The sequence below is a fragment of the Fictibacillus phosphorivorans genome (assembly GCF_007673525.1).
GTDB lineage: Bacteria > Bacillota > Bacilli > Bacillales > Fictibacillaceae > Fictibacillus > Fictibacillus phosphorivorans_C.
Genome location: NZ_VDZU01000002.1, coordinates 23431 through 43699, shown reverse-complemented (window position 1 = coordinate 43699; position 20269 = coordinate 23431). Strand labels below are relative to the sequence as shown.

The following is a 20269-nucleotide window of genomic DNA, read 5'->3' as shown; positions in this document are numbered from 1 at the left end:
ATTTTGATTACGCTTACAATAGCAAGTCATAAAGGGGTAGTGAAGAGATGGAGAAATTTCAAGAAAGCATGTACAAGCTGATTGTAGAAACATCAACGAAATTGCCAAAAGACGTTCGCCGTGCCATTCTTGCAGCTAAGCTAAAGGAAAACGCCGGAACACGTGCTGCGATGTCTTTAGATACGATTACGGATAATATTTTAAAAGCTGATGAAAATGTTTCACCAATCTGTCAGGATACGGGACTTCCTACTTTTAAGATCAAAGTTCCTGTAGGAGCGAACCAGATTAAGATGAAAAAAGCGATTCGTCAAGCGATTGCGGATGCAACAAAAGATACGAAGCTTCGTCCGAACTCAGTTGATTCGATCACTGGAGACAACAGTGGGGACAACCTAGGGGACGGAACGCCTGTTATTAAGTTCGAGCAATGGGAAGAAGATTACATCGATGCTCGTCTGATCTTAAAAGGCGGCGGGTGTGAGAATAAAAACATTCAATATAGCCTGCCAGCTGAATTAGAAGGCTTAGGACGTGCGGGACGTGATTTAGACGGTATCCGTAAATGTATCATGCATTCTGTCTATCAAGCTCAAGGTCAAGGCTGCAGTGCCGGTTTTATCGGTGTTGGAATCGGGGGAGACCGTACATCAGGTTATGAATTAGCGAAAGAGATGCTATTCCGTTCTGTAGATGACGTTAATCCGAACGAAAATCTTCGTAAACTTGAAGAGTATGTGATGGAGAACGCGAATAAGCTTGGAATCGGTACGATGGGCTTTGGCGGTGAAACGACATTGCTTGGCTGTAAAGTTGGTGTGATCAACCGTATTCCTGCGAGTTTCTTTGTATCAGTAGCTTATAACTGCTGGGCATACCGTCGTTTAGGTGTAAAACTGAACGCTGAAACGGGAGAAATTCAAGATTGGTTGTATACAGAAGGTGAAGAAGTGGACTTCACTAAAGCTGAAGAGGAAGCAGCAGCAGCTGTTGAACAGCAGGAAGAAAAAACGAGAAGCGTCACACTTGAAGCTCCTATTACCGAAGAGCAGATCCGGGAGCTAAAAGTCGGAGATGTTGTGACGATCAACGGCATGATGCATACAGGTCGAGATGCTATTCATAAACATTTAATGGATAATCCGGCTCCAATCGATCTGAACGGTCAGATCATCTATCACTGCGGACCAGTAATGGCAAAAGACGCTGAAGGAAATTGGGTCGTAAAAGCGGCAGGACCAACGACAAGTATTCGTGAAGAACCTTACCAAGGCGACATCATGAAGAAGTTTGGAATCCGGGCGGTTATTGGTAAAGGTGGAATGGGTCCAAAAACATTAGCCGCTCTAAAAGAACACGGCGGTGTTTATCTGAACGCTATCGGCGGTGCTGCACAATATTACGCAGAGTGTATGGAGAAAGTAGAAGGTGTCGACCTGATGGAATTCGGAGTTCCAGAAGCAATGTGGCACATCCGCGTTAATGGCTTTACAGCAGTTGTAACGATGGACTCACACGGAAACAGTCTTCATGAGCATGTGGAGAAGTCTTCCTTACAGAAGTTGGAGCAGTTTAAAGATCCTGTATTTAAATAAAATGAATGTGTAAGCCACAGTTCTGATAGGGAACTGTGGTTTTTTTTTTTGCGTTTCGGATGTCGAAATTTATCTATATCTGTAGACTCGTGGATAAATCGCAAAAACTTTAGGATTGGGCATCAAAACTTGTGGATTGAAGCACAAAACTTTAGGATTGGGCATCAAAACTTGTGGATTGAAGCAGAAAACTTTAGGATTGGGCATCAAAACTTGTGGATTGAAGCAGAAAACTTCTGGATTCATCATAAAAACTTAGGATTTCCGCACACACCGGGACATTTGATATCACCAACTACACTCGTTTCCTTTATATCCCTAGCATGGTTTTCTACAATTACAACAAAATAAAGGTATAGGTTGTCGCTTGAAGGAGGAAGTTTAATGAGAATCAATCGGCTCCTGTGCCTAATATTGGTTTCAATCATATTTTTCACACAAACACATGTTATTTATGCTCAAAGAGGCGTATCCAATCAAAGACTAGAATGGTACTTTGAGAAAAAAGGGGAAGAAAAGCCTCCTGTTACAGATGCAAGATATATGGAGCTCGTCCACAAATACGATAGCCTTTTTATTGGAGATCCTGCCAAAAAAGATATCTATTTAACCTTTGATAATGGATACGAAAACGGTTATACCGACAATGTTTTGGATGTGTTGAAAAGGAAGAAAGTACCTGCAGCCTTTTTTGTAACCGGACAATTTATGAAGACTCACCCTCACCTAATAAAACGAATGGCTGAAGAAGGGCATATTGTAGGGAATCATTCTTATTACCATCCAGACCTTACCCAAGTGTCTGATGCACGATTAAAAAACGAGCTTGAAAAAGTAAAGATCAGATATACGGAAATAACGGGAAAAACCGATATGAATTATATTCGGCCTCCAAGAGGAGTGTTTAGCGAAAGAACGATCATGCTCGCTAAACAAGAAGGTTATACACATGTGTTTTGGTCTCTTGCCTTTTTAGATTGGGAAACCAATAAACAGCGTGGTTGGCAATATTCATACAACCAGATCATGAAGCAGATTCACCCAGGCAGTATCATGCTTTTGCATACAGTTTCTAAAGACAATGCAGATGCACTCGAACGCACAATTGAAGCTCTTCAAGAAAGAGGCTACACATTCAAAAGCTTAGACGACTTACAGCTTAAGAAATCTGTGCCAACTCCATTATTATTTAAATCTTAAAAACACTTTTGCATACTTTGCGAAGGTGTTTCTTTTTGTATTAAAAAGCATACAAAAAAACGCTTAAACCTATGTTTGAGAAGACAGTGGTTTAAGCGTTCAAGGATTATTTTAAAACAGATAGCTGTACGTCATCGAGGTATATTTCATGTTTGCCTAGTGGTGATAAAGGACTTTTACCAAAAAGAAACTTCAAGGACATCGTATCTGATTTTGTAGGGGTGATTTGGAATGTGTAAGTAGTTTCTTCATTAGCAATTTCAACGTTCTCTGCAAAATAACGCTCAAATTGTGCGTTCTCTAACGTTACTTCTATGTTGCGAGTGATCTGTGAGGAAACCGAAAAACGTAGTTCGTAATTCAATCCCTCAACTAGCTTTAAATTGCCTTGTTCTAAAAGAATGCTCCATGGCTCATTTCCTTCAGAATCGATGTTAATCTTGGCTTTACCTTCCTCACTCATGATTACAGCATTAGCATCGTAATGAATATAGGGGTTCCAAAATGAAAGGCCGGAAAGAAAATCTCCATTTTTCAATGGATTCATCTCTACATCGTTGTAATCGGGAATATTGGTTAGTTTCTTTAGAAAAATGTCATCTAAGTAAACATCAGCAGGATTGCCGCCTAAGTAAAAGATTAACTGGCTATTATAATCTGACGTTTCTCCTTCATACATAAATCTTACCTCGTGCGAATCACTCTTTTTGTTCAGAGTTACTTTAGCTGGTGTTACATAGAACTGTTTGCCGCTTTCATCTAACACACCAATTTCAATGGATCGAGCTCTATCGGCTTTTCCTTTAAAAGTTAAAAGGTATTCATTTCCTTTGATCAATTGGATTCCTTTTTGAACAAGGTATTTATCTGTTTTCTTAGAAGAGTGTCCCTTTAAATCAGCATGAAATTCACGAGATTTCTCACTAACAACAGCTCTATCTTTTTTGTGTTTGGAAACAAATTTCCAATACGTTAATCGATCCATCGCACCTTGATCAAATGTTCCATTATAAATGTGGTTACCATCGCGAAGTGGTGGCTTAGAGGCGGATTCATCAATCGGTTCATTTGTAACTTCTTCAACACGTACGTTACCAATCCAAACCGGAACGCTTCCGTTGTTTCCTAGATTGAATTCTAATCGAGCCGCAAGATCTGTATCGACAAGCATATCGAAGGTAAAGGAATAACTTGAAAGTGCAGTGCCTAATTTGATATTTTCTTCATTCGAGTATTTACCCCAACCACGATCTGCGCCACCGCCTACTTTAACAGTCATTTGTCGATCAGATGCTGCTTTTGCATCAAAGCTAACTTTGTAACGTCCGCTTTTGCCGAGTGAAAGAAGTTGAATGGCTTGTACAGAATGTGAAAATGATCCAGGAACGTATGGAGTGATCACCGCAAAATTCTTGTTATCGATCATTTCCTTTTCTACAGAAGCCTCACCACCAAATTCAGGAAGAGTAACAAGGTTCCAGTAGGATGTATCGAAAGGTGTTTCATTTTGATCGATACGAGTAAATGGTCTTTCAAAGTTCCCGTCATAAATGAGGTTTCCATCTTCAAGAGGTTGTTTGGCATCTTCAGGCAGTTCAACAGGCTTTGGAGAAGGTTCCACTGGATCTCGGTAATCGCGGTTTTTTAACTCATATACACGAACATAATCAATCTCCATCTGTTGAGGGAACGTAGTCGTTTCATCGGGATCTCCATCAAACCAACCGCCAACAGCTAGGTTCATGATTAAATAAAAGTTTTGATCGAATGGCGCTGGATACGAGTACTTGATCGGATTATTTGGTCCTTTTGCATACCACTCATTTTGGGTCTGATACAGTTTACCATCTACATACCATCTGATCTCACCAGGTTCCCATTCGATGGCATAGGTGTGCCAAGTATTGATTCCCTCGTTAAAAGGAAATTCAAATTCTTTTCCTGTATAACGATTGTTTGGCCAAGTCTCACCATAATGGAGCGTGCCAGCCACTTTATTTGGTTTACTTCCCCAAGCTTCCATGATGTCTATTTCACCTGATGCCGCCCATCCACCATATCGATCTTTTTCGGGTAACATCCAAACCGCTGGCCATAACCCTTTACCTGTAGGAGATTTTGCACGAACCTCATAACGGCCATACGTTTGACTAAATAGTCCCTTTGTTTTTAGCTTAGCGGATGTATAATCATAGTTACCAGAATCATCCGTTGTGTTCTCTTTTTTAGCACGAATAATTAATTTACCATCTTTAATAAATGAGTTCTCATCTGAGTTTGTATAATATTGTTTTTCATTGTTTCCCCAACCAGGCGTAATAAGATTGCCCTCTTCATCTTTTATCCAGTTACCTATATCATACGTCCATTTTTTGGGGTCAATTGGAGGTTTGTTAAATTCATCAGACCAAGTAAGAGACCATTTCGCTTTGCCTTTCTTTTTTTGTACTTCTTTATCCACATCGTCATCTGCAGAGGCGGTCCCACCGCTTGGCATCATTAATAAAGCAGAGAGAGCAAAAGCATAAATTTTTTTCACTGTGCAATATCCTCCTTTTATAAACAGTAAATCGAAAGCGGTTTCGGGAAAACTAAAAATATATAAGCGCTGTTTACGAAAGCGCTTTCGTTAAAGCTATTATAGAGATTTTAAAAATCCAACACAATCTGACTTTAGTATTGTTTTTGTATAAAATCATTTTCCGATTGAATTTGAAGTTGGTAGAACATGCGAGTTTCGTCTACAATAAGGAAAGCCACTTTTAGCTAAGAAACGAGTGAATATTATTATGAAAAATACGAAACAAAACAACCCTATTATGAAGATAGGTGAAACAATTCCGCTTCTAATTAAACGATTAGGCATCAACGGTGAAGGAATTGGATTTCATCAAAGACAAGTAGTCTTTGTTCCTGGAGCCATTCCCGGTGAAGAAATGTCGGTTATTATTACAAAGGTCTATCCAAACCGAGCAGAAGCGAAGATAAAAAAAGTATTTAAAAAGTCCAAAGATAGAGTAACACCACCTTGTCCAATCTATGAGACATGTGGCGGATGTCAGATTCAGCATATGTCTTATGCAGCTCAACTAAGAGAAAAACGAGATATCGTTGTGCAGGCTTTTGAGCGATACACAAAGATTCATAGAGATAAATTGAATGTGAGAAATACAATTGGAATGGACGAGCCTTGGGCATATCGAAATAAGTCTCAATTTCAAGTTGGAAAGATCGACGATACTGTAATCGCAGGGCTTTATAGCTCAAACTCACATAAGTTGATCAACATTGATCACTGTCTCGTACAACATGAAGATACGAATATTGTCACGAATAAAGTTAAACAGATCATTAGAGATCTGAATCTACCTATATATGACGAAAGAAAACAAACAGGCAGCATACGTACCATTGTAGTTAGAACAGCCTTCCGTACGGATGAAATTCAGTTAGTCATCGTAACTGCAACGAATGAGCTGCCAAAAAAAGAAATTTTTGTGGCAGAGATCAAGAAAAGACTGCCTCAAGTGACTTCCTTTGTTCAAAATGTAAATGAAGAGAAAACGTCGCTCGTATTTGGTCAACAGACGGAGGGTATATTCGGAAAAGATACGATAACTGAACATCTTGGCGATCTTCGTTTTGAGCTATCAGCACGTGCGTTTTTCCAGTTGAATCCTGAGCAGACTGTAAACTTATATAACGAAGTAAAAAGACAGGCCAATCTGACTGGTAATGAAAAGGTCGTCGATGCTTATTGCGGTTCGGGTACGATCGGCATGTGGCTTGCGAATGGTGCAGAAGAAGTAAGAGGGATGGACATCATTAAAGAATCCATCATGGATGCAAGAAAGAATGCTGAAAAACACCAAATTAAAAACGCTTATTATGAGACAGGAAAAGCTGAAAAACTTCTCCCGAAATGGGTAAAAGAAGGCTGGCAACCTGACGTAGTAGTCGTAGATCCACCGAGAACAGGGTGTGATCCTGTTTTCTTAGAAACGATAATAAAAACAAAACCTAAAAAAATGGTGTACGTTTCTTGTAACCCTTCAACATTAGCGAAAGATGTCCACATGTTAATAAGTAATGGTTATAAGGTAGAGCAGATCACTCCTGTGGATATGTTTCCTCAAACATCACAAGTTGAAGCTGTATGTACATTAGTTCTTAAATAGTTAGTTGAAAGGAACGGTGCTGCATGAAAACGGAAAAAGAAAAAATGATCGATGGAGAAATGTATCGTGCGGATGATCAGCTGCTTGTTAACGAACGTATCCAAGCGAGAAAATTGACCCGAGAATACAACGCGACAACAGAAGAGGAATGGGATAAACGGAATTCCTTGATCAAACAATTATTTGGTTCAACCGGTCAAAATGTTGGAATAGAGCCTAACTTCAAATGTGATTATGGCTACAACATTCATGTAGGGGAAAATTTTTATGCAAACTTTGACTGCACTATTTTAGATGTATGTGAGGTGCGTTTTGGTGATAACTGCATGTTAGCACCAGGTGTTCATATCTATACAGCTACTCATCCGTTAGATCCAGTAGAAAGAAATTCTGGGGCTGAGTATGGAAAGCCTATCGATATCGGAAATAACGTTTGGCTTGGTGGAGGAGCTATTATTAATCCAGGTGTAAAAATTGGGGATAATGCAGTAGTCGCTTCAGGAGCGGTAGTGACTAAAAACGTTCCTGCAAATGTAGTAGTTGGAGGGAATCCAGCTAAGATAATTAAAACGATTGAAATGAAATAATATATTTAAAGCTTGAAAAATTCAGAAATATACACACTATCCACATGTTTTTCCACAGAAAATGTGCATAACTTAAAAGTTTTGCACAAAATTGCACACATTAAGATGTCGTAAAATTGTATGTATCAACATTATTAACAACTCTGTGGATAACTTTATCCACAAGACAGGTAGAGCATCAAGATTTCTATATTAAAAAAAGACCTGCTATCCCAGCAGGTCTTTTTGCACTTAGCGACGACTATTTTTCTGACGTCGGTCAGCGGCTTGTGCACGTGCTTGTGCTTCAAGATCGTTTTGATCTGCCAATTCACTTGAGTACTCGACATCAAGTCCTTTGGCTTGAGAAGCTTTAGCATTGTTGTGCAATGAGGACTTTCGGTTACGTTTTTCCACACAAATACCTCCTTAAAGATATCACGATGTTTTGAAACGTAAATCAAAAGCATTTGAGGAACTTGTCCTCAACTATAGAATGTGCATTTTTTAGCTAAATATTAGAGGAAGAATCATCCTTTTAGGAATTATCTTCGTTTGTCATCTCTTGTGTCTCTGCTGTTGATTCTGCAGATTTTAATTCCTCTTTATAAAGAATCTCTTGAGTTTTAGTTAGATCGTCATTTCTTTCTTTTGCTTGTTGTTTTATACTCTCCATGACATTACCTCCTTACAAAAAAATAAACATCACTCCAAATGGAAGTGATGTTTATTAGTATGCGCAGAGTAAGTGTACAAGTTACCTGTATTAAGCTTCCTTTAACTGTTCTTCAATAATTTCCAGAGACTGTGTTTGTGTACGAAGCATGTGCATGAGGTAGTTATCTTTTTCAATCTGATAAAGGTTATAGATATCCTGTCCTTGGTTTAACTGATCATAAACATCTTTTCTTGTTTCGTTGGCTAACGTCACATAAGGAATCTTTTCAGCTGCTTTTTGTGAACGAATATTTACTTTGCGAATACGCATAAAGATTGTGTGGATATCTTTCTCATAGAATAATTCAGAAAAGAAAGCTTCTTTTGCTAAAGAATTATACCCTTTTCCGAAGTAAGGCTGACCAATCCACGTGCCAAGAAAGCCATAGCCATCTTGGACATCGAATAAATTAATGGTGCCGATTGGATTATGCCACTCATCCAAAATCGTTCTGGAAATAATGTTTCCTTGGTCTTCTTCCTCGATCGTTTGCTTCGTTAGAAATAGAAATTCCTCGAATGAAGCAGCTTTTTGACGCACAAAAGGGAAGACGTCTGGGTGCACCATTAAATTGTAAAGAACATGACTGTCTGATAAATCACGCTTTTTCAACAATTTAATCCCTCCTAGAGGGCAGAGTTATCCCCCACCCTCGAATTAAGAATAAAAATTAATTCGGGGTGGGAATCGAACCCACTAGGACCAGTCATAGCTGGTGGCGCACCAATTGCCTTCCCTTGCTTCAGTATTTAATTTATGAAAATAATGTTGTATTTGATTCTGGAGCGACCTTTAAAATGTTCCGGATTCGCTTAATCCGCATGTTGCTCTATTTGTATAATAAGACATTTTTTCAAAAAAGAAAATAGTTATTTTGTAGATTTTTTGTAAATTATTTCTCCGTCAATCATGGTCATGACTGGGGTAGCAGAAAAGTGGAACGGATGCTCAGTCCAGAGGGATAAATCGGCATCTTTTCCGGGCTCAATACTACCTACTCGATCATCAATTCCAAGGTTCTTAGCAGGAGCAATAGTGATGCCTTCAAGCGCTTTTTTTTCACTCAATCCTTCTCTAACGGCAATTGCCGCGCAAACGTTTAAATATTGAATCGGAATGTAAGGGTGATCGGTCGTGATTGAAACCTCAACATTATTTTCCGATAGTATGCGATACGTTTCCCACGATTTGTTCTTCAGTTCAATCTTTGACTTTCGCGTTAGTGTTGGACCAACACTAACTTTTAAATTTAAATCTTTGAATGAGTCCGCAATGAGATGACCTTCTGTACAATGTTCAATACGAAAGTCTAAGTTGAATTCTTCAGCAAAACGGATAGCAGAAAGAATATCATCTGCACGGTGAGCATGAATGCGAACAGGAATCTCTCGGTTTAATGCGGCTGCGATCGGTGCAACACGTAAATTATCTTGGTAAGCTGAATCTTTTGCTTGATAAAAAGCTTCACGCAGCATACCCATAATGCCCATCCGAGTGATGGAATCATTATGACGTCCACTATGAATTCGTTTTGGATTTTCACCTAATGCGATTTTAAGACCAGCCGTTTCCTTTATGATCATTTTTCTAATATCGTGTCCGTGCGTTTTAATGACAGAGGTCGTTCCACCAATAACATTTGCACTTCCAGGCATGATGTGTGCAGTCGTCACTCCAAAACGTACTGCATCCTTAAAGGCGATGTCTAGTGGATGACAGCCATCGATCGCACGAATATGAGGAGTAAGCACCTCGTGTGTCTCATTAGCATCATTTCCAGCCCATCCTGTTCCTTCATCATATAATCCTAGATGAGTGTGAACATCAATGAATCCAGGAAGAAGATGCAGATTTTCAGCTTGGATGATCTCCATATCAGCTGTTGGCTCAATATGCGTTTCGACAGCTATGATTTTGCCGTTTTCAACTAGTACGTCGCCTTGCTGAAGTTCACTGCTCGTAATTGGATACACTTTCGCTTTTTGAATTAATGTTTTCATAATGTGTCACCTGATAAATTATTTTTATTATCATTGTAACAAATCATGTAAAGCCCCCTTTAATTGTGGATAGGAGAACGTATAGCCTATGTTTTGCGCTTTTTCTGGAAGTACCTGCTGTCCCTTTAGAATCAACATACTCATTTCTCCAAACATGATCTTAAAAGCTATGGAAGGTGCAGGCAGCCAGTGTGGGCGATGCATAGCGTCACCTGTTGCTTGACCGAATTCTTTCATTGTCACGGGGTGCGGGGAAGTTACATTAACAGGTCCTGAATATTGATCATTCTCTATGGCTTCCGTAATGAGTTTTGCTACGTCTTCCACGTGTACCCACGAAACCCACTGCTTGCCTGAACCAACCGTACCACCTGCAAAAAAACGATAAGGAAGGCTTAGCTGGGGAAGTACTCCACCGTCTTTACCTAGTACCAGACCGAATCGTGTAAAAACCGTTCTGATACCGAGAGATTTTGCTTCTGATGCTTTCGTTTCCCATGCTCTTACGACTTCAGCTAAAAAGTCAGAGCCATGCTTGGATGACCTCTCTGTGAAAACTTCGGTTTCAGAAGTTCCATAATAACCAATGGCAGAAGCGTTAACCCAAACAGAAGGCTTTTGTGGCATCTTCTTAACAAGCTTTAATAATTCTTCTGTAACTTTTAAACGGCTGTTTAAGATCGACTTTTTCTTTTCATCGGTCCATCTGCCATTTATGGATTCTCCAGCAAGGTTTACAACTGCATCGATCGGAGGCAGGTCAGGTTCATTGCTTCCCATCCATTGCACATATTGAACGCCTTTTTCCTCTGACTGTTTATCTTTTCTTGTCAGAATAAAGACCTCATTTCCAAGCGATGTAAGGTGTTTGGTCAGAAATCCTCCTACAAAGCCAGTGCCTCCGGTTACTAAGATTCTTTTCAAGATAATCCACCTCTTTCCAATTTATTTATTTAAAAATTATGAATATTTGTTATAATTCATCTTGTACATATTATATTACCCTATTGAGGAGGAAAGAAGGCTTATGGAGCTCCAAAGAAATGTGCAAGCAAAAAAGAAGAACCCCTTTTTGAAAGCGCTGTTATGGATTGGGATTGCTTTAGCTGGGGGAATCGCCTTATCGATCATCGCGCTCCAAAGAGACGAGAAGATCAATGCAATCTGGTTTGTTGTTGCTTCCTTGTGTACGTATGCTATTGCTTACCGCTTTTATGCACGATTCATTGCTACAAAAATCTTCAGCCTTAATAAGAACAATGCAACACCTGCAGAAAGATATGCAGATGGTAAGGATTATGTACCGACAAACAAATGGGTACTCTATGGACACCATTTTGCAGCGATCGCGGGTGCTGGTCCACTTGTTGGTCCAACATTAGCGGCACAGATGGGATATCTGCCTGGTACCATCTGGATTATTGTCGGAGCAGTTCTAGCCGGTGCTGTACAAGATTTTGTTATTTTAATTATTTCCATGAGACGCAGAGGTAAATCAATCGGTCAGATTGCTAAAGAAGAAATAGGACCAGTTGGTGGAATGCTAGCGCTTATCGGTGTTTTTGCTATTATGGTTATTTTAATTGCCGTTCTTGCACTAGTAGTTGTTAACGCACTTAAATCAAGCCCATGGGGTACATACACGATTGCCATGACTATTCCCATCGCTCTTTTCATGGGTGTATATATGCGCTATCTTCGCCCGGGTAGAGTAGGGGAAGCGTCCATTATTGGTTTTGTATTATTGATTTTTGCGTTAGTCAGCGGCCAATGGGTTGCAGATTCTCCAACACTTGCACCTCTTTTTACATTTGATGGTGAGACTTTAGCTTGGATGTTGATCTTTTATGGTTTTCTTGCATCCGTTCTTCCTGTTTGGATGCTTCTTGCACCAAGAGACTATCTCAGCACATTCCTAAAAGTAGGGGTAATCGGAATGATGGCACTCGGTATTCTTATCGTAATGCCTGAGATTCAAATGCCTGCACTTACTAAATTTATTGATGGAACTGGTCCGGTATTCGCAGGAAACCTTTTTCCATTCTTGTTCATTACGATTGCTTGTGGAGCCATCTCTGGTTTCCATGCTTTGATCTCATCAGGAACATCGCCTAAACTAATCGCGAACGAGCAGCATGCTCCTATGATCGGTTATGCAGGAATGTTAACAGAATCTTTTGTCGCGATCATGGCGATGGTAGCGGCAACGCTTCTAACTCCAGGAATCTATTTTGCGATCAACTCTCCAGGTGCTGCGATCGGAACGGATGTCGCGACAGCTGCTACTACGATATCTTCTTGGGGATTCACGGTATCAGCGGATGAGATCAATGAACTCGCTGAAAATGTAGACGAAGAATCGATCCTTTCTCGAACAGGTGGTGCTCCGTCATTAGCTGTAGGGATCGCACAAATTTTCTCGCAAGTGATCGGTGGACCACAGTTGATGGCGTTCTGGTACCATTTTGCGATATTATTTGAAGCTGTATTCATATTGACCACTATTGACGCTGGTACACGGGTAGGTAGGTTTATGCTTCAAGATCTTCTTGGACAAATTTACAAACCTTTACGAAAAACAGATTCTATGCCAGCTGTATATTTCACGAGTGCGTTAGTCGTTGCAGGCTGGGGTTATTTCTTAGTCGTCGGTGTAACGGATCCGTTAGGCGGCATCAATACACTATGGCCATTGTTCGGTATCGTTAACCAAATGTTAGCGGCTATCGCACTTATCGTGGCAACAACTGTTATTTTGAAGATGGGTAAGAAAAAGTTTGTATGGGTGACGTTGGTTCCTCTTGCTTGGCTGATGATTGTAACGTTTTATGCGGCTTGGCAAAAGATTTTTTCTGATGTTCCGAAAATCGGTTTCTTAAAGCAAGCAGAAGTGATGAAGGAAGCAATTGCGAGCGGAAACTTGCCGGCAACTGTACCTTCCATGGAAGCTGCTAAACAGCTAGTCTTCAACAATACGTTAAACGCTTATTTAACCGCGATCTTTATGTTGCTCATTCTAGGTGTACTGATTGATGCGATGCGCATCTGGTACAAAGCTGTTAAGAGTGAGAAGCCTTTAGAAACAGTTGAAGAGCCATTTGTGCAAACAAAGCTTGGTGATGTATCGTGACATTTCATGCCGCTTGGAAATGGGTGAAAGATATCTTTCAAATCCTTTTATATATCGGAAAGGGAATCTCAAATCTGCCTGATTACCAAGCTTATGTGAAACATCTAAAAGAGAATCATCCCGATCGCACACCTCCGACTGAAAAAGAGTTTTTTGCAGAGTTGCTCGAAAATAAATATGGCGCAAATGCAAAACGCTGTTGATAAGCCTTTATAAGTGCAGGTTGCACTTTCATTAAAAAAGCATTCTCTCCAAACGGGGAGGGTGCTTTTTTATGTGATGAATGGGTGAGTAGGGGGCAGGGAGGTGTGCTTTTTACGGTATGTGTTTTTATATTTTATTACACGTTCACCGGTAAAGTGGGGTTAACCACCTGTGATGTACCGATTTACACCTGAGAATGCCGCGTAAGCACCCGTGCCTGCGCTTTTTACACCTGAAAATCAGTTCTAACCGCCGATGCTCCTTAAATTTCCGTGTTTCATCTAAAGGTAAGGTGCTTGTTTCCGTTAACTTTCTCATACAGATACTATTCGATAGTTTGAAGGCTGTTCAAACAGCACGAAATCCATAAGATATGGTACACTATTTGGTGAAAGAAGGTGGGTAGATGGCTGTTATAACAAGGATTTCTGCTCAGCAAAAAAACGACGAACGATTTAATATTTTTATACAAAAAGGGCCAAAAGAAGAATTTGCATTTAGTGTAGACGCAGATGTTTTAATAAAGTTTTCTCTTCAAAAAGGTATGGAGATCGATGAAGAAGAATGGGAATCCATCATTGAAGAAGATCAATATCGAAAAGCATTTAATAAAGCACTTCATTATTTATCTTTTCGAATGCGTACTGCTCATGAGATCGAGGTATATCTAGTAAAGAAAGAAGTTCCTGAATCCACGATCAAACGAGTTCTGCAAAAACTTTCGGAGTATGATTTTGTGAATGACCAAACCTTTGCGAAATCACTCGTAAGAAGCCGTATGAACACATCATTTAAAGGACCAGGAATGATTCGGCAGGAGCTGAAGAAAAAAGGAATCAGTGAACGTAATACGGAAGAGGCTCTCGATCAGTTCAGTTATGAGGAGCAACTAGAAGCGAGTATTACATTTATTCAAAAACAATTTTCAAGCGGAAAGAAGCGTTCTGAGAAAGAACAGAAGCAGAGGATCGCTCAGCAGCTTCAGCAAAAAGGCTATTCGTGGGAAGTGATTGAAATGGCATTTCAAGAGGCGAAGATCAGTCAATCTGCCGAAGACGAAAAAGAAGCCTTGCTGGTACATGCTCGCAAAGCTCATCAAAAATATAAAAAGTATAGTGGCTTTGAATACGAGTCACGCATGAAGAAATTTCTATACAGCAAAGGCTTCGATTCTGGAGTTATTTCAGAACTGCTTAGCGGTGATGAACTTAACGATCTATAAAGATCTCAGGTCTGTTGTCGTCCTGTTCAACGATTAGGGCAGCAACCTGCTCCGGAGACTTTAATCGAGAGCGATCTGCAATATGATTGGAATCATCCCAGAAAGGGGTATCCATTCCGCCCATATAAACTGCTGTTGGATAGATATGAGTGCCATCCCATTCCTTTACGAGACTTTCTGTAAATCCTCTAACGGCAAATTTAGAAGCACAATAAACAGATTCATTTACTTTTCCGCGTAAGCCGGCTGTGGAAATGATGTTCATTACTTTGCCGAAGCCTTGCTTTTTAAATAGCTTAAAGGCAAGCTTAGTCGGAAAAATGGTGCCGTAAACATTCGTTTCGAGCATTTCTGTTATATCTGTTTTTGTTAAGTCTTCAAGCGGCTCAAATACACCCATACCTGCATTGTTGATCAAAGCGTGAACGTTCTCACTTTGGAAGATGGATTGAAGCATGGATTCGGTTTTTGCGTAATCGGTAACATCACAAACTTTATACGATACTTTGTTTTCGCTGTGAGCGAATGATTGAACAGCTTGCTCTAATTTTTGCTCATTACGGCCAACGAGATATACGTTGTACGTTTTATTATATTCACGGGCTAGTGCGAGTCCTAAACCAGAACCGCCTCCTGTAATAATGACAGTCTTATTCAAAATTATCACTCCTATGTAGTTAGTTCTTAAGCATATATAGGGTACAGAAAAGAAAGGAAGTAATCAAATGGAAAAAAGATTCAGCGAGATGACAGAAGTTGAAATTAAAGGCGAAATTGCTTCCCTTCGAGCTAAGGCACAAAAAGCAGAACAAATGGGCATGGTAAGTGAGTACGCTGTTTATGAACGAAAGATCGCGATGGGCAAATGCTACTTGATGGATCCTTCAATGATCGAAAGCGGAAAAGAGTACGGAATTCAAGGAGACCCGGGGTCGACGTTTTCAGTGCTGTACTTAAATGGTATTTTTGCCTGGGGTTACAAAAATAAACAAAGTGCACTCGAAGCTTTGCCGATTTCAGTTCTAGAATAAAAAGTATAAGTATTTACAATGATGTTTATGGAAGTGGTTGATCTCCGTTTCAGGTGCTCCCTTTCCGGGGGGGCGTGCGGTGAGCCACCTCGTCGCTTTGCGACCTTAGGTGTCTCACCTGTCCCGCTGATCCCCCAGGAGTCTCGCACCTTACACTCTAATCAACTAGTCAGAGAAGCATTGTAAACACTAAAAGATATTAACTTCAAAACAGAAATCAACAAAGGCTATAAACATAATAAACAAAATAAAGAAGCGGTACAGGACCGCTCCTTTATTCGTCACTATGAACGCTTACGTGTTTGAATTTCAAGCACATAGTTATTTAATGCTTGCTGGGTTTCCCCGTTCACTTGATTGTACGCATGCTTCGAATTGGCACGCGGTGAGTGAAAGGGGTCAGAATATTTACCGTTAAATCGCGTTGATGAGAAGTAGTCTTTCTTGTTCAACTGATTCACCCCCCAGAATGAAATTCATAACCGCAAGAGTTACTGATCATCTCGGTGTTGATTGGATAAAAACATTCGTTCCTGCGGATGGTCACGAATGGATCCATCTGGCCGTTTAGAAGAGAATTCTTCTTTTGATCTCGGCTCACCTGAGAAGGAGATCCGATTAGGGAAGTTTTTTGATTTGTTACGCATGTGATTACCTCCTTGTTATCGGTTCTCAACTAGTATGAAACGTGAGAGAACCCTTTATGTGACGGGGGTTTCTTTAAAAATTGGATAAGGAGGGAGAATAATGGAAGAGCGTTTTGACAGATTGGCGAAACTACTGCAAAAAAAGAACCCAGCCCTTACAAATCAAGAAGCTAGGGAATGGGTGGAAGGATTATGGGAAGATTTTGAGTCTACTCGAGCGAAAGCGGGATGGGAATATGAAGGACAAGAGGTTACCGAGAAGATGGTAACACAGCTGATTACTTCTTATGGTCATAAGCTTCACGAGTATTTTTCAAACAATCCTAAATTTCAGCGATTCGTAAAAAAAGACGGGCCTATTCAATAAGCCCGTCTTCTTCCTATTCATTATTGTTGATAAGGTCGAGCGGTGAGAACTCCATCTTCTTTTTCAGACGGTCTTCAGAATACACCCATCCTGTAAAGGAAGTAATGATGTTCAAGTTCTCATCTAGCTGTACCATCGCGACAAAAGGGTAGTGTCCTTTACTTCTATACCTAAGATCAATAAATTGAACGAGGTGTCCGTGATCGTTCTTTTCGACTTCCCATCGGTGTACTGGGGAGAACGAAAGAAAAGCAGATATATTTTTGTCCTTTTTCGCAGCTTCAATCAATTTTGTTTTTGGAACAGCAAGACGATCGAAAGTATCCCAAACCGTTACTTTTCCATTTTTTAAACCGGCTACGAAGAATTCGTGTTTCGATTTAATGGCTAGATGGTACTGTCCCCAACGAATGGTCGGGCTGGCATAGATTTCTTCCGCTTCTGGAATCTTTTTCAGCACGATCTTGTTCACACGCTGTCTGGATATAATCCGAATGATGTAATAAACAACGAGTATGCTGTAAACCGTTAGAAACGTGTATCCGGGATCAACACCTATATACCAGAGTAGCAAGCCTCCGATATGCAAGAAAAAGATAAAGGGATCAAAGATACTGATAACACCAAGCGCGATCCATTTCTTTGAAACCGGGTATAGAGCTTGTGTGCCGTAAGCATTAAAGATATCAACGAAAACATGAAGGAAAACGGCAATCGCTGTCCATAATAAAAGCTTTCCGTTATCGGCTTCTGGAACAAATAATGAGATAGCCCCAAATAAAAGCATTGGCCATATTACGAGTGCTGGCAATGAATGTGTGAGTCCTCTGTGATTGCGGATGTATACCGCATTATTTTTTAGTTTGAGTACTGTGTCAAAGTCGGGTGCTTGGGAACCAATCAAAGTCCCAGCAAGAATAGCTTGGGAGGTTACTGGATCATTTGCAATTGCAGGGTCCAGCATCGCTAAACCACCTAACCCGAGCCCCATCACAATATGTGTGCCTGTATCCAAGGCGATCACCTCCTATGTAGGAATGGAGTGAAAAGAATATGTTAACGGTTTTTATGGAGTATAAAGTAAGTCCAGATTTCATTCAATTGTATGAGTCTCAAATGGATTCTGTTATCAATGAGCTTAAAGCTAGTGGTGCTTCTGATATTCAATGGTACAGAGCTGCAGATCAGCCTTCATTATATGTTGAATGTTTCCAAGTTAACGATCAAGCAACATATGATACGATTAAAAAAAATCGAACATCTCTTCAGCATCCTGTTTTTTCAATCCTTGACGAATGTGTAACAGGAGGGTTAGAAAAAATCCATTGCTGGGCGTTTGAAAAGCTAAACACAAAGGAAGATCTGTAAATTGAACACAACAAGTAATAGTATATTTTCCCTCAATGATTCATATGTGAAACAATTTCAAGACCATTTGTTAACTTGGTATAACGAGAACAAACGAACATTGCCTTGGCGAGAAAATCAAGACCCTTACCGTGTCTGGGTCTCTGAGATTATGCTTCAACAAACAAGAGTAGACACGGTCATTCCTTATTTTGAACGATTTACTCAACTGTTCCCAACGCTGCAAGACCTCGCTTACGCGGATGAAGAAAAAGTCTTAAAAGCATGGGAGGGTCTAGGTTATTATTCCCGAGTTCGAAACTTACAAACCGCAGTAAAAGAAGTATGCGAATCTTATGGAGGAAAAGTACCGAATACGCCAAAAGAGATCGCTGGATTAAAGGGAGTTGGCCCTTATACAGCAGGAGCGGTCCTTAGCATCGCTTACGGTATTCCAGAACCAGCCGTTGATGGTAATGTTATGCGTGTTTTATCCAGAATTCTATTGATCGAAGAAGATATCAGCAAACCAAAAACGCGTGTGCTTTTTGAAAAAGCAGTAAGGGAGCTGATCTCACACGAAGATCCATCTTCTTTTAATCAAGCATTAATGGAGCTAGGTGCACTAATATGCACGCCGAAATCACCAGCTTGCTTATTATGTCCGATGCGAGAATTATGCAGAGGGTTTGAGAGTGGAAGACAAGCTGAACTTCCTGTAAAGTTAGGAAAAACAAAAGTTCGTAAAGCGAAGATGACTGCAGGTGTTTTGTTAAATCATGATGGGGAAATTCTCATTCACAAAAGACCATCTGAAGGATTGCTTGCTAACATGTGGGAATTTCCGAACACCGAGTATGTTGGGGAGCACAAAGATGCAGAGATTGAGGCATTGGTTGGATATGTACAAGAACAGACGGATTTTGGAGCGGTTGTAGAGGAAAAAGCAGGATACATTGAGCATGTGTTTTCTCACTTAAAATGGGAGATTCAAATATGGCAGGGAAAAATTGAAAGTGAAGATGATTTGGAACAGCTGCCTGCTGATTGGAAATGGGTCCGTGTAGATGAACTTGAAAATTATCCATTTCCTGTCTCACATCAAAAAATCATTCTGCTCATAAAGGAGGCGTTAATCGTATGAATTTAGATCTTGAAGGTAAAGTTGTGCTTGTTACAGGTGGATCTAAAGGGATCGGTCAAGGTATCGCCCATGCCTTTTTAGAAGAAGGTGCAAAAGTGGGGATCGTCGGTCGTAACTTGGCTGATCTCGAAGCTGCTCAAAAAGAAGGGATCGAAATTTTCCAAGGTGATGTAACGATTGCTGAGGATCGTGAACGAGTAATGGATGATTTCGTTACGAAGTTTGGAACAATAGATGTCTTGGTTAACAATGCAGGTGGGAGCAATGGTTCTTCTGTTATGGAGACAAGTATGGAGCAGTTTGAAGAAGCTATGCATTTGAATTTTTTATCAGCAGTCGATCTGAGTAAGAGAGCGGCAGCAATAATGATTGGGAAATCTGACGGTGGAGCTATTATTAACATTTCGTCTATTTTTGGCCGTGAATCGGGTGGTAAGCCCACTTACAATGCGAGCAAGGCCGCGATGATTTCCTTCACAAAGTCATTTGGTGATGAGATGATCAAGAAGGGGATTCGAGTAAACGGCGTTGCCCCTGGATCAATTTTGCATGAAACAGGAAATTGGAAAAAAAGATTGGAACAAGATCCAGATAAAATCAATTCGTTTGTGGAAGAACATATTTCTGCCGGACGATTCGGGACAGTAGAAGAAGTAGCCAACGTTGTGGTGTTTTTAGCTTCCAAAAAGGCATCATGGGTCGTTGGAAGTACGCTAAACGTAGATGGCGGACAGTCTTATAGTAATTTTTAGTACTTCTTTGAAAGAAAACAAGCCCCTGCCGAGTGCAGGGGCTTGTTTTTTTTGCTCGTCCAGCGGCTGTTAGGCTCGCTGGACGAGCGATTCCCAGGGTTTATGAGCGATTCCCAGGGTTTATGAGCGATTCCCAGGGTTTATGAGCGATTCCCAGGGTTTATGAGC

At 40.4% G+C, this 20269-nt stretch carries 22 protein-coding genes; 12 read left to right on the top strand and 10 right to left on the bottom strand.

Annotation, left to right across the window (positions count from 1 at the left end; genetic code table 11):
- The first annotated feature begins 47 nt into the window (after nucleotides 1-47).
- Both FS458_RS17810 and pdaA read left to right on the top strand, forming a co-directional pair.
- Nucleotides 48-1595 carry a fumarate hydratase gene (locus FS458_RS17810; protein WP_144703919.1) on the top strand — a complete coding sequence of 516 codons (1548 nt, stop codon included), beginning with the start codon at nucleotides 48-50 and terminating at the stop codon, nucleotides 1593-1595.
- Nucleotides 1596-1985: 390 nt separating this feature from the next.
- Nucleotides 1986-2795 (top strand): delta-lactam-biosynthetic de-N-acetylase, encoded by an 810-nt coding sequence (pdaA, locus tag FS458_RS17805; RefSeq protein WP_391503413.1) that lies wholly within the window; start codon nucleotides 1986-1988, stop codon nucleotides 2793-2795.
- A 106-nt stretch (nucleotides 2796-2901) separates the two neighbouring features.
- On the opposite strand, the gene FS458_RS17800 is transcribed toward pdaA, so the two are convergent.
- Nucleotides 2902-5334, bottom strand: coding sequence for a carbohydrate binding domain-containing protein (locus tag FS458_RS17800; protein ID WP_260858800.1), 2433 nt, complete (start codon nucleotides 5332-5334; stop codon nucleotides 2902-2904).
- 250 nt (nucleotides 5335-5584) lie between these two features.
- On the opposite strand from FS458_RS17800, the gene rlmD reads away from it, so the two are divergent.
- Nucleotides 5585-6973, top strand: a complete 1389-nt coding sequence (gene rlmD / locus FS458_RS17795) for a 23S rRNA (uracil(1939)-C(5))-methyltransferase RlmD (protein WP_144703913.1) — start codon at nucleotides 5585-5587, stop codon at nucleotides 6971-6973.
- A 23-nt stretch (nucleotides 6974-6996) separates the two neighbouring features.
- Complete coding sequence (locus FS458_RS17790; RefSeq protein ID WP_144703910.1) at nucleotides 6997-7560, top strand: maltose acetyltransferase domain-containing protein; 564 nt, start codon at nucleotides 6997-6999, stop codon at nucleotides 7558-7560.
- Between the two features lie 231 nt (nucleotides 7561-7791).
- Here the strand turns inward: FS458_RS17790 and FS458_RS17785 are convergent, their stop codons facing one another.
- The 5 genes from FS458_RS17785 to FS458_RS17770 form a co-directional block, all read right to left on the bottom strand.
- A complete protein-coding gene (locus FS458_RS17785; RefSeq protein WP_137791569.1) occupies nucleotides 7792-7956 on the bottom strand; it encodes a YfhD family protein in 165 nt (54 codons plus the stop codon).
- A 121-nt stretch (nucleotides 7957-8077) separates the two neighbouring features.
- Nucleotides 8078-8215 (bottom strand): hypothetical protein, encoded by a 138-nt coding sequence (locus FS458_RS20840; protein WP_186320639.1) that lies wholly within the window; start codon nucleotides 8213-8215, stop codon nucleotides 8078-8080.
- A 90-nt stretch (nucleotides 8216-8305) separates the two neighbouring features.
- Nucleotides 8306-8872 (bottom strand): GNAT family N-acetyltransferase, encoded by a 567-nt coding sequence (locus tag FS458_RS17780; protein WP_144703907.1) that lies wholly within the window; start codon nucleotides 8870-8872, stop codon nucleotides 8306-8308.
- Nucleotides 8873-9126: 254 nt separating this feature from the next.
- Nucleotides 9127-10257: an amidohydrolase gene (locus tag FS458_RS17775; RefSeq protein WP_144703904.1), complete on the bottom strand. Its 1131-nt coding sequence runs from the start codon at nucleotides 10255-10257 to the stop codon at nucleotides 9127-9129.
- A 30-nt stretch (nucleotides 10258-10287) separates the two neighbouring features.
- A complete protein-coding gene (locus FS458_RS17770) occupies nucleotides 10288-11181 on the bottom strand; it encodes a TIGR01777 family oxidoreductase (RefSeq protein WP_144703901.1) in 894 nt (297 codons plus the stop codon).
- Nucleotides 11182-11284: 103 nt separating this feature from the next.
- Here FS458_RS17770 and FS458_RS17765 point away from each other — a divergent pair, with 103 nt between their 5' ends.
- The 3 genes from FS458_RS17765 (at nucleotide 11285) to recX (ending at nucleotide 14813) form a co-directional block, all read left to right on the top strand.
- A complete protein-coding gene (locus FS458_RS17765) occupies nucleotides 11285-13387 on the top strand; it encodes a carbon starvation CstA family protein (protein ID WP_144703898.1) in 2103 nt (700 codons plus the stop codon).
- Nucleotides 13384-13590, top strand: a complete 207-nt coding sequence (locus FS458_RS17760) for a YbdD/YjiX family protein (protein WP_197223011.1) — start codon at nucleotides 13384-13386, stop codon at nucleotides 13588-13590. The genes FS458_RS17765 and FS458_RS17760 overlap by 4 nt, the downstream gene beginning before the upstream one ends.
- 407 nt (nucleotides 13591-13997) lie before the next feature.
- The gene (gene recX, locus FS458_RS17755) at nucleotides 13998-14813 is read left to right on the top strand and encodes a recombination regulator RecX (RefSeq protein WP_144703895.1); all 816 of its coding nucleotides are present in this window, start codon (nucleotides 13998-14000) and stop codon (nucleotides 14811-14813) included.
- On the opposite strand, the gene FS458_RS17750 is transcribed toward recX, so the two are convergent.
- A complete protein-coding gene (locus tag FS458_RS17750) occupies nucleotides 14800-15480 on the bottom strand; it encodes an SDR family NAD(P)-dependent oxidoreductase (protein WP_313957541.1) in 681 nt (226 codons plus the stop codon). The genes recX and FS458_RS17750 overlap by 14 nt on opposite strands.
- A gap of 58 nt (nucleotides 15481-15538) precedes the next feature.
- Between FS458_RS17750 and FS458_RS17745 the strand changes: the two genes are divergently transcribed.
- Nucleotides 15539-15844, top strand: a complete 306-nt coding sequence (locus FS458_RS17745; protein ID WP_144703891.1) for a YfhH family protein — start codon at nucleotides 15539-15541, stop codon at nucleotides 15842-15844.
- 284 nt (nucleotides 15845-16128) lie between these two features.
- Here the strand turns inward: FS458_RS17745 and FS458_RS17735 are convergent, their stop codons facing one another.
- Both FS458_RS17735 and sspK read right to left on the bottom strand, forming a co-directional pair.
- Nucleotides 16129-16296 carry a YpzG family protein gene (locus tag FS458_RS17735; protein WP_077364736.1) on the bottom strand — a complete coding sequence of 56 codons (168 nt, stop codon included), beginning with the start codon at nucleotides 16294-16296 and terminating at the stop codon, nucleotides 16129-16131.
- A gap of 39 nt (nucleotides 16297-16335) precedes the next feature.
- Nucleotides 16336-16491, bottom strand: coding sequence for a small, acid-soluble spore protein K (gene sspK, locus FS458_RS17730; RefSeq protein ID WP_066242730.1), 156 nt, complete (start codon nucleotides 16489-16491; stop codon nucleotides 16336-16338).
- A gap of 100 nt (nucleotides 16492-16591) precedes the next feature.
- On the opposite strand from sspK, the gene FS458_RS17725 reads away from it, so the two are divergent.
- Nucleotides 16592-16858, top strand: coding sequence for a YfhJ family protein (locus tag FS458_RS17725; protein ID WP_144703885.1), 267 nt, complete (start codon nucleotides 16592-16594; stop codon nucleotides 16856-16858).
- Nucleotides 16859-16871: 13 nt separating this feature from the next.
- On the opposite strand, the gene FS458_RS17720 is transcribed toward FS458_RS17725, so the two are convergent.
- Nucleotides 16872-17873: a metal-dependent hydrolase gene (locus tag FS458_RS17720; RefSeq protein WP_144703882.1), complete on the bottom strand. Its 1002-nt coding sequence runs from the start codon at nucleotides 17871-17873 to the stop codon at nucleotides 16872-16874.
- A 38-nt stretch (nucleotides 17874-17911) separates the two neighbouring features.
- Here FS458_RS17720 and FS458_RS17715 point away from each other — a divergent pair, with 38 nt between their 5' ends.
- Genes FS458_RS17715 through FS458_RS17705 form a run of 3 tightly spaced genes read left to right on the top strand, consistent with a single transcriptional unit; the run spans nucleotide 17912 to nucleotide 20101 of the window.
- Nucleotides 17912-18226, top strand: coding sequence for a hypothetical protein (locus FS458_RS17715; RefSeq protein ID WP_144703880.1), 315 nt, complete (start codon nucleotides 17912-17914; stop codon nucleotides 18224-18226).
- A gap of 1 nt (nucleotide 18227) precedes the next feature.
- Entirely contained in the window at nucleotides 18228-19349 is a 1122-nt protein-coding gene (gene mutY, locus FS458_RS17710) for an A/G-specific adenine glycosylase (RefSeq protein WP_144703877.1), read from the top strand.
- Nucleotides 19346-20101, top strand: coding sequence for an SDR family NAD(P)-dependent oxidoreductase (locus tag FS458_RS17705; RefSeq protein WP_144703874.1), 756 nt, complete (start codon nucleotides 19346-19348; stop codon nucleotides 20099-20101). Before mutY ends, FS458_RS17705 begins: the two co-directional genes overlap by 4 nt.
- Nucleotides 20102-20269 lie beyond the last annotated feature (168 nt).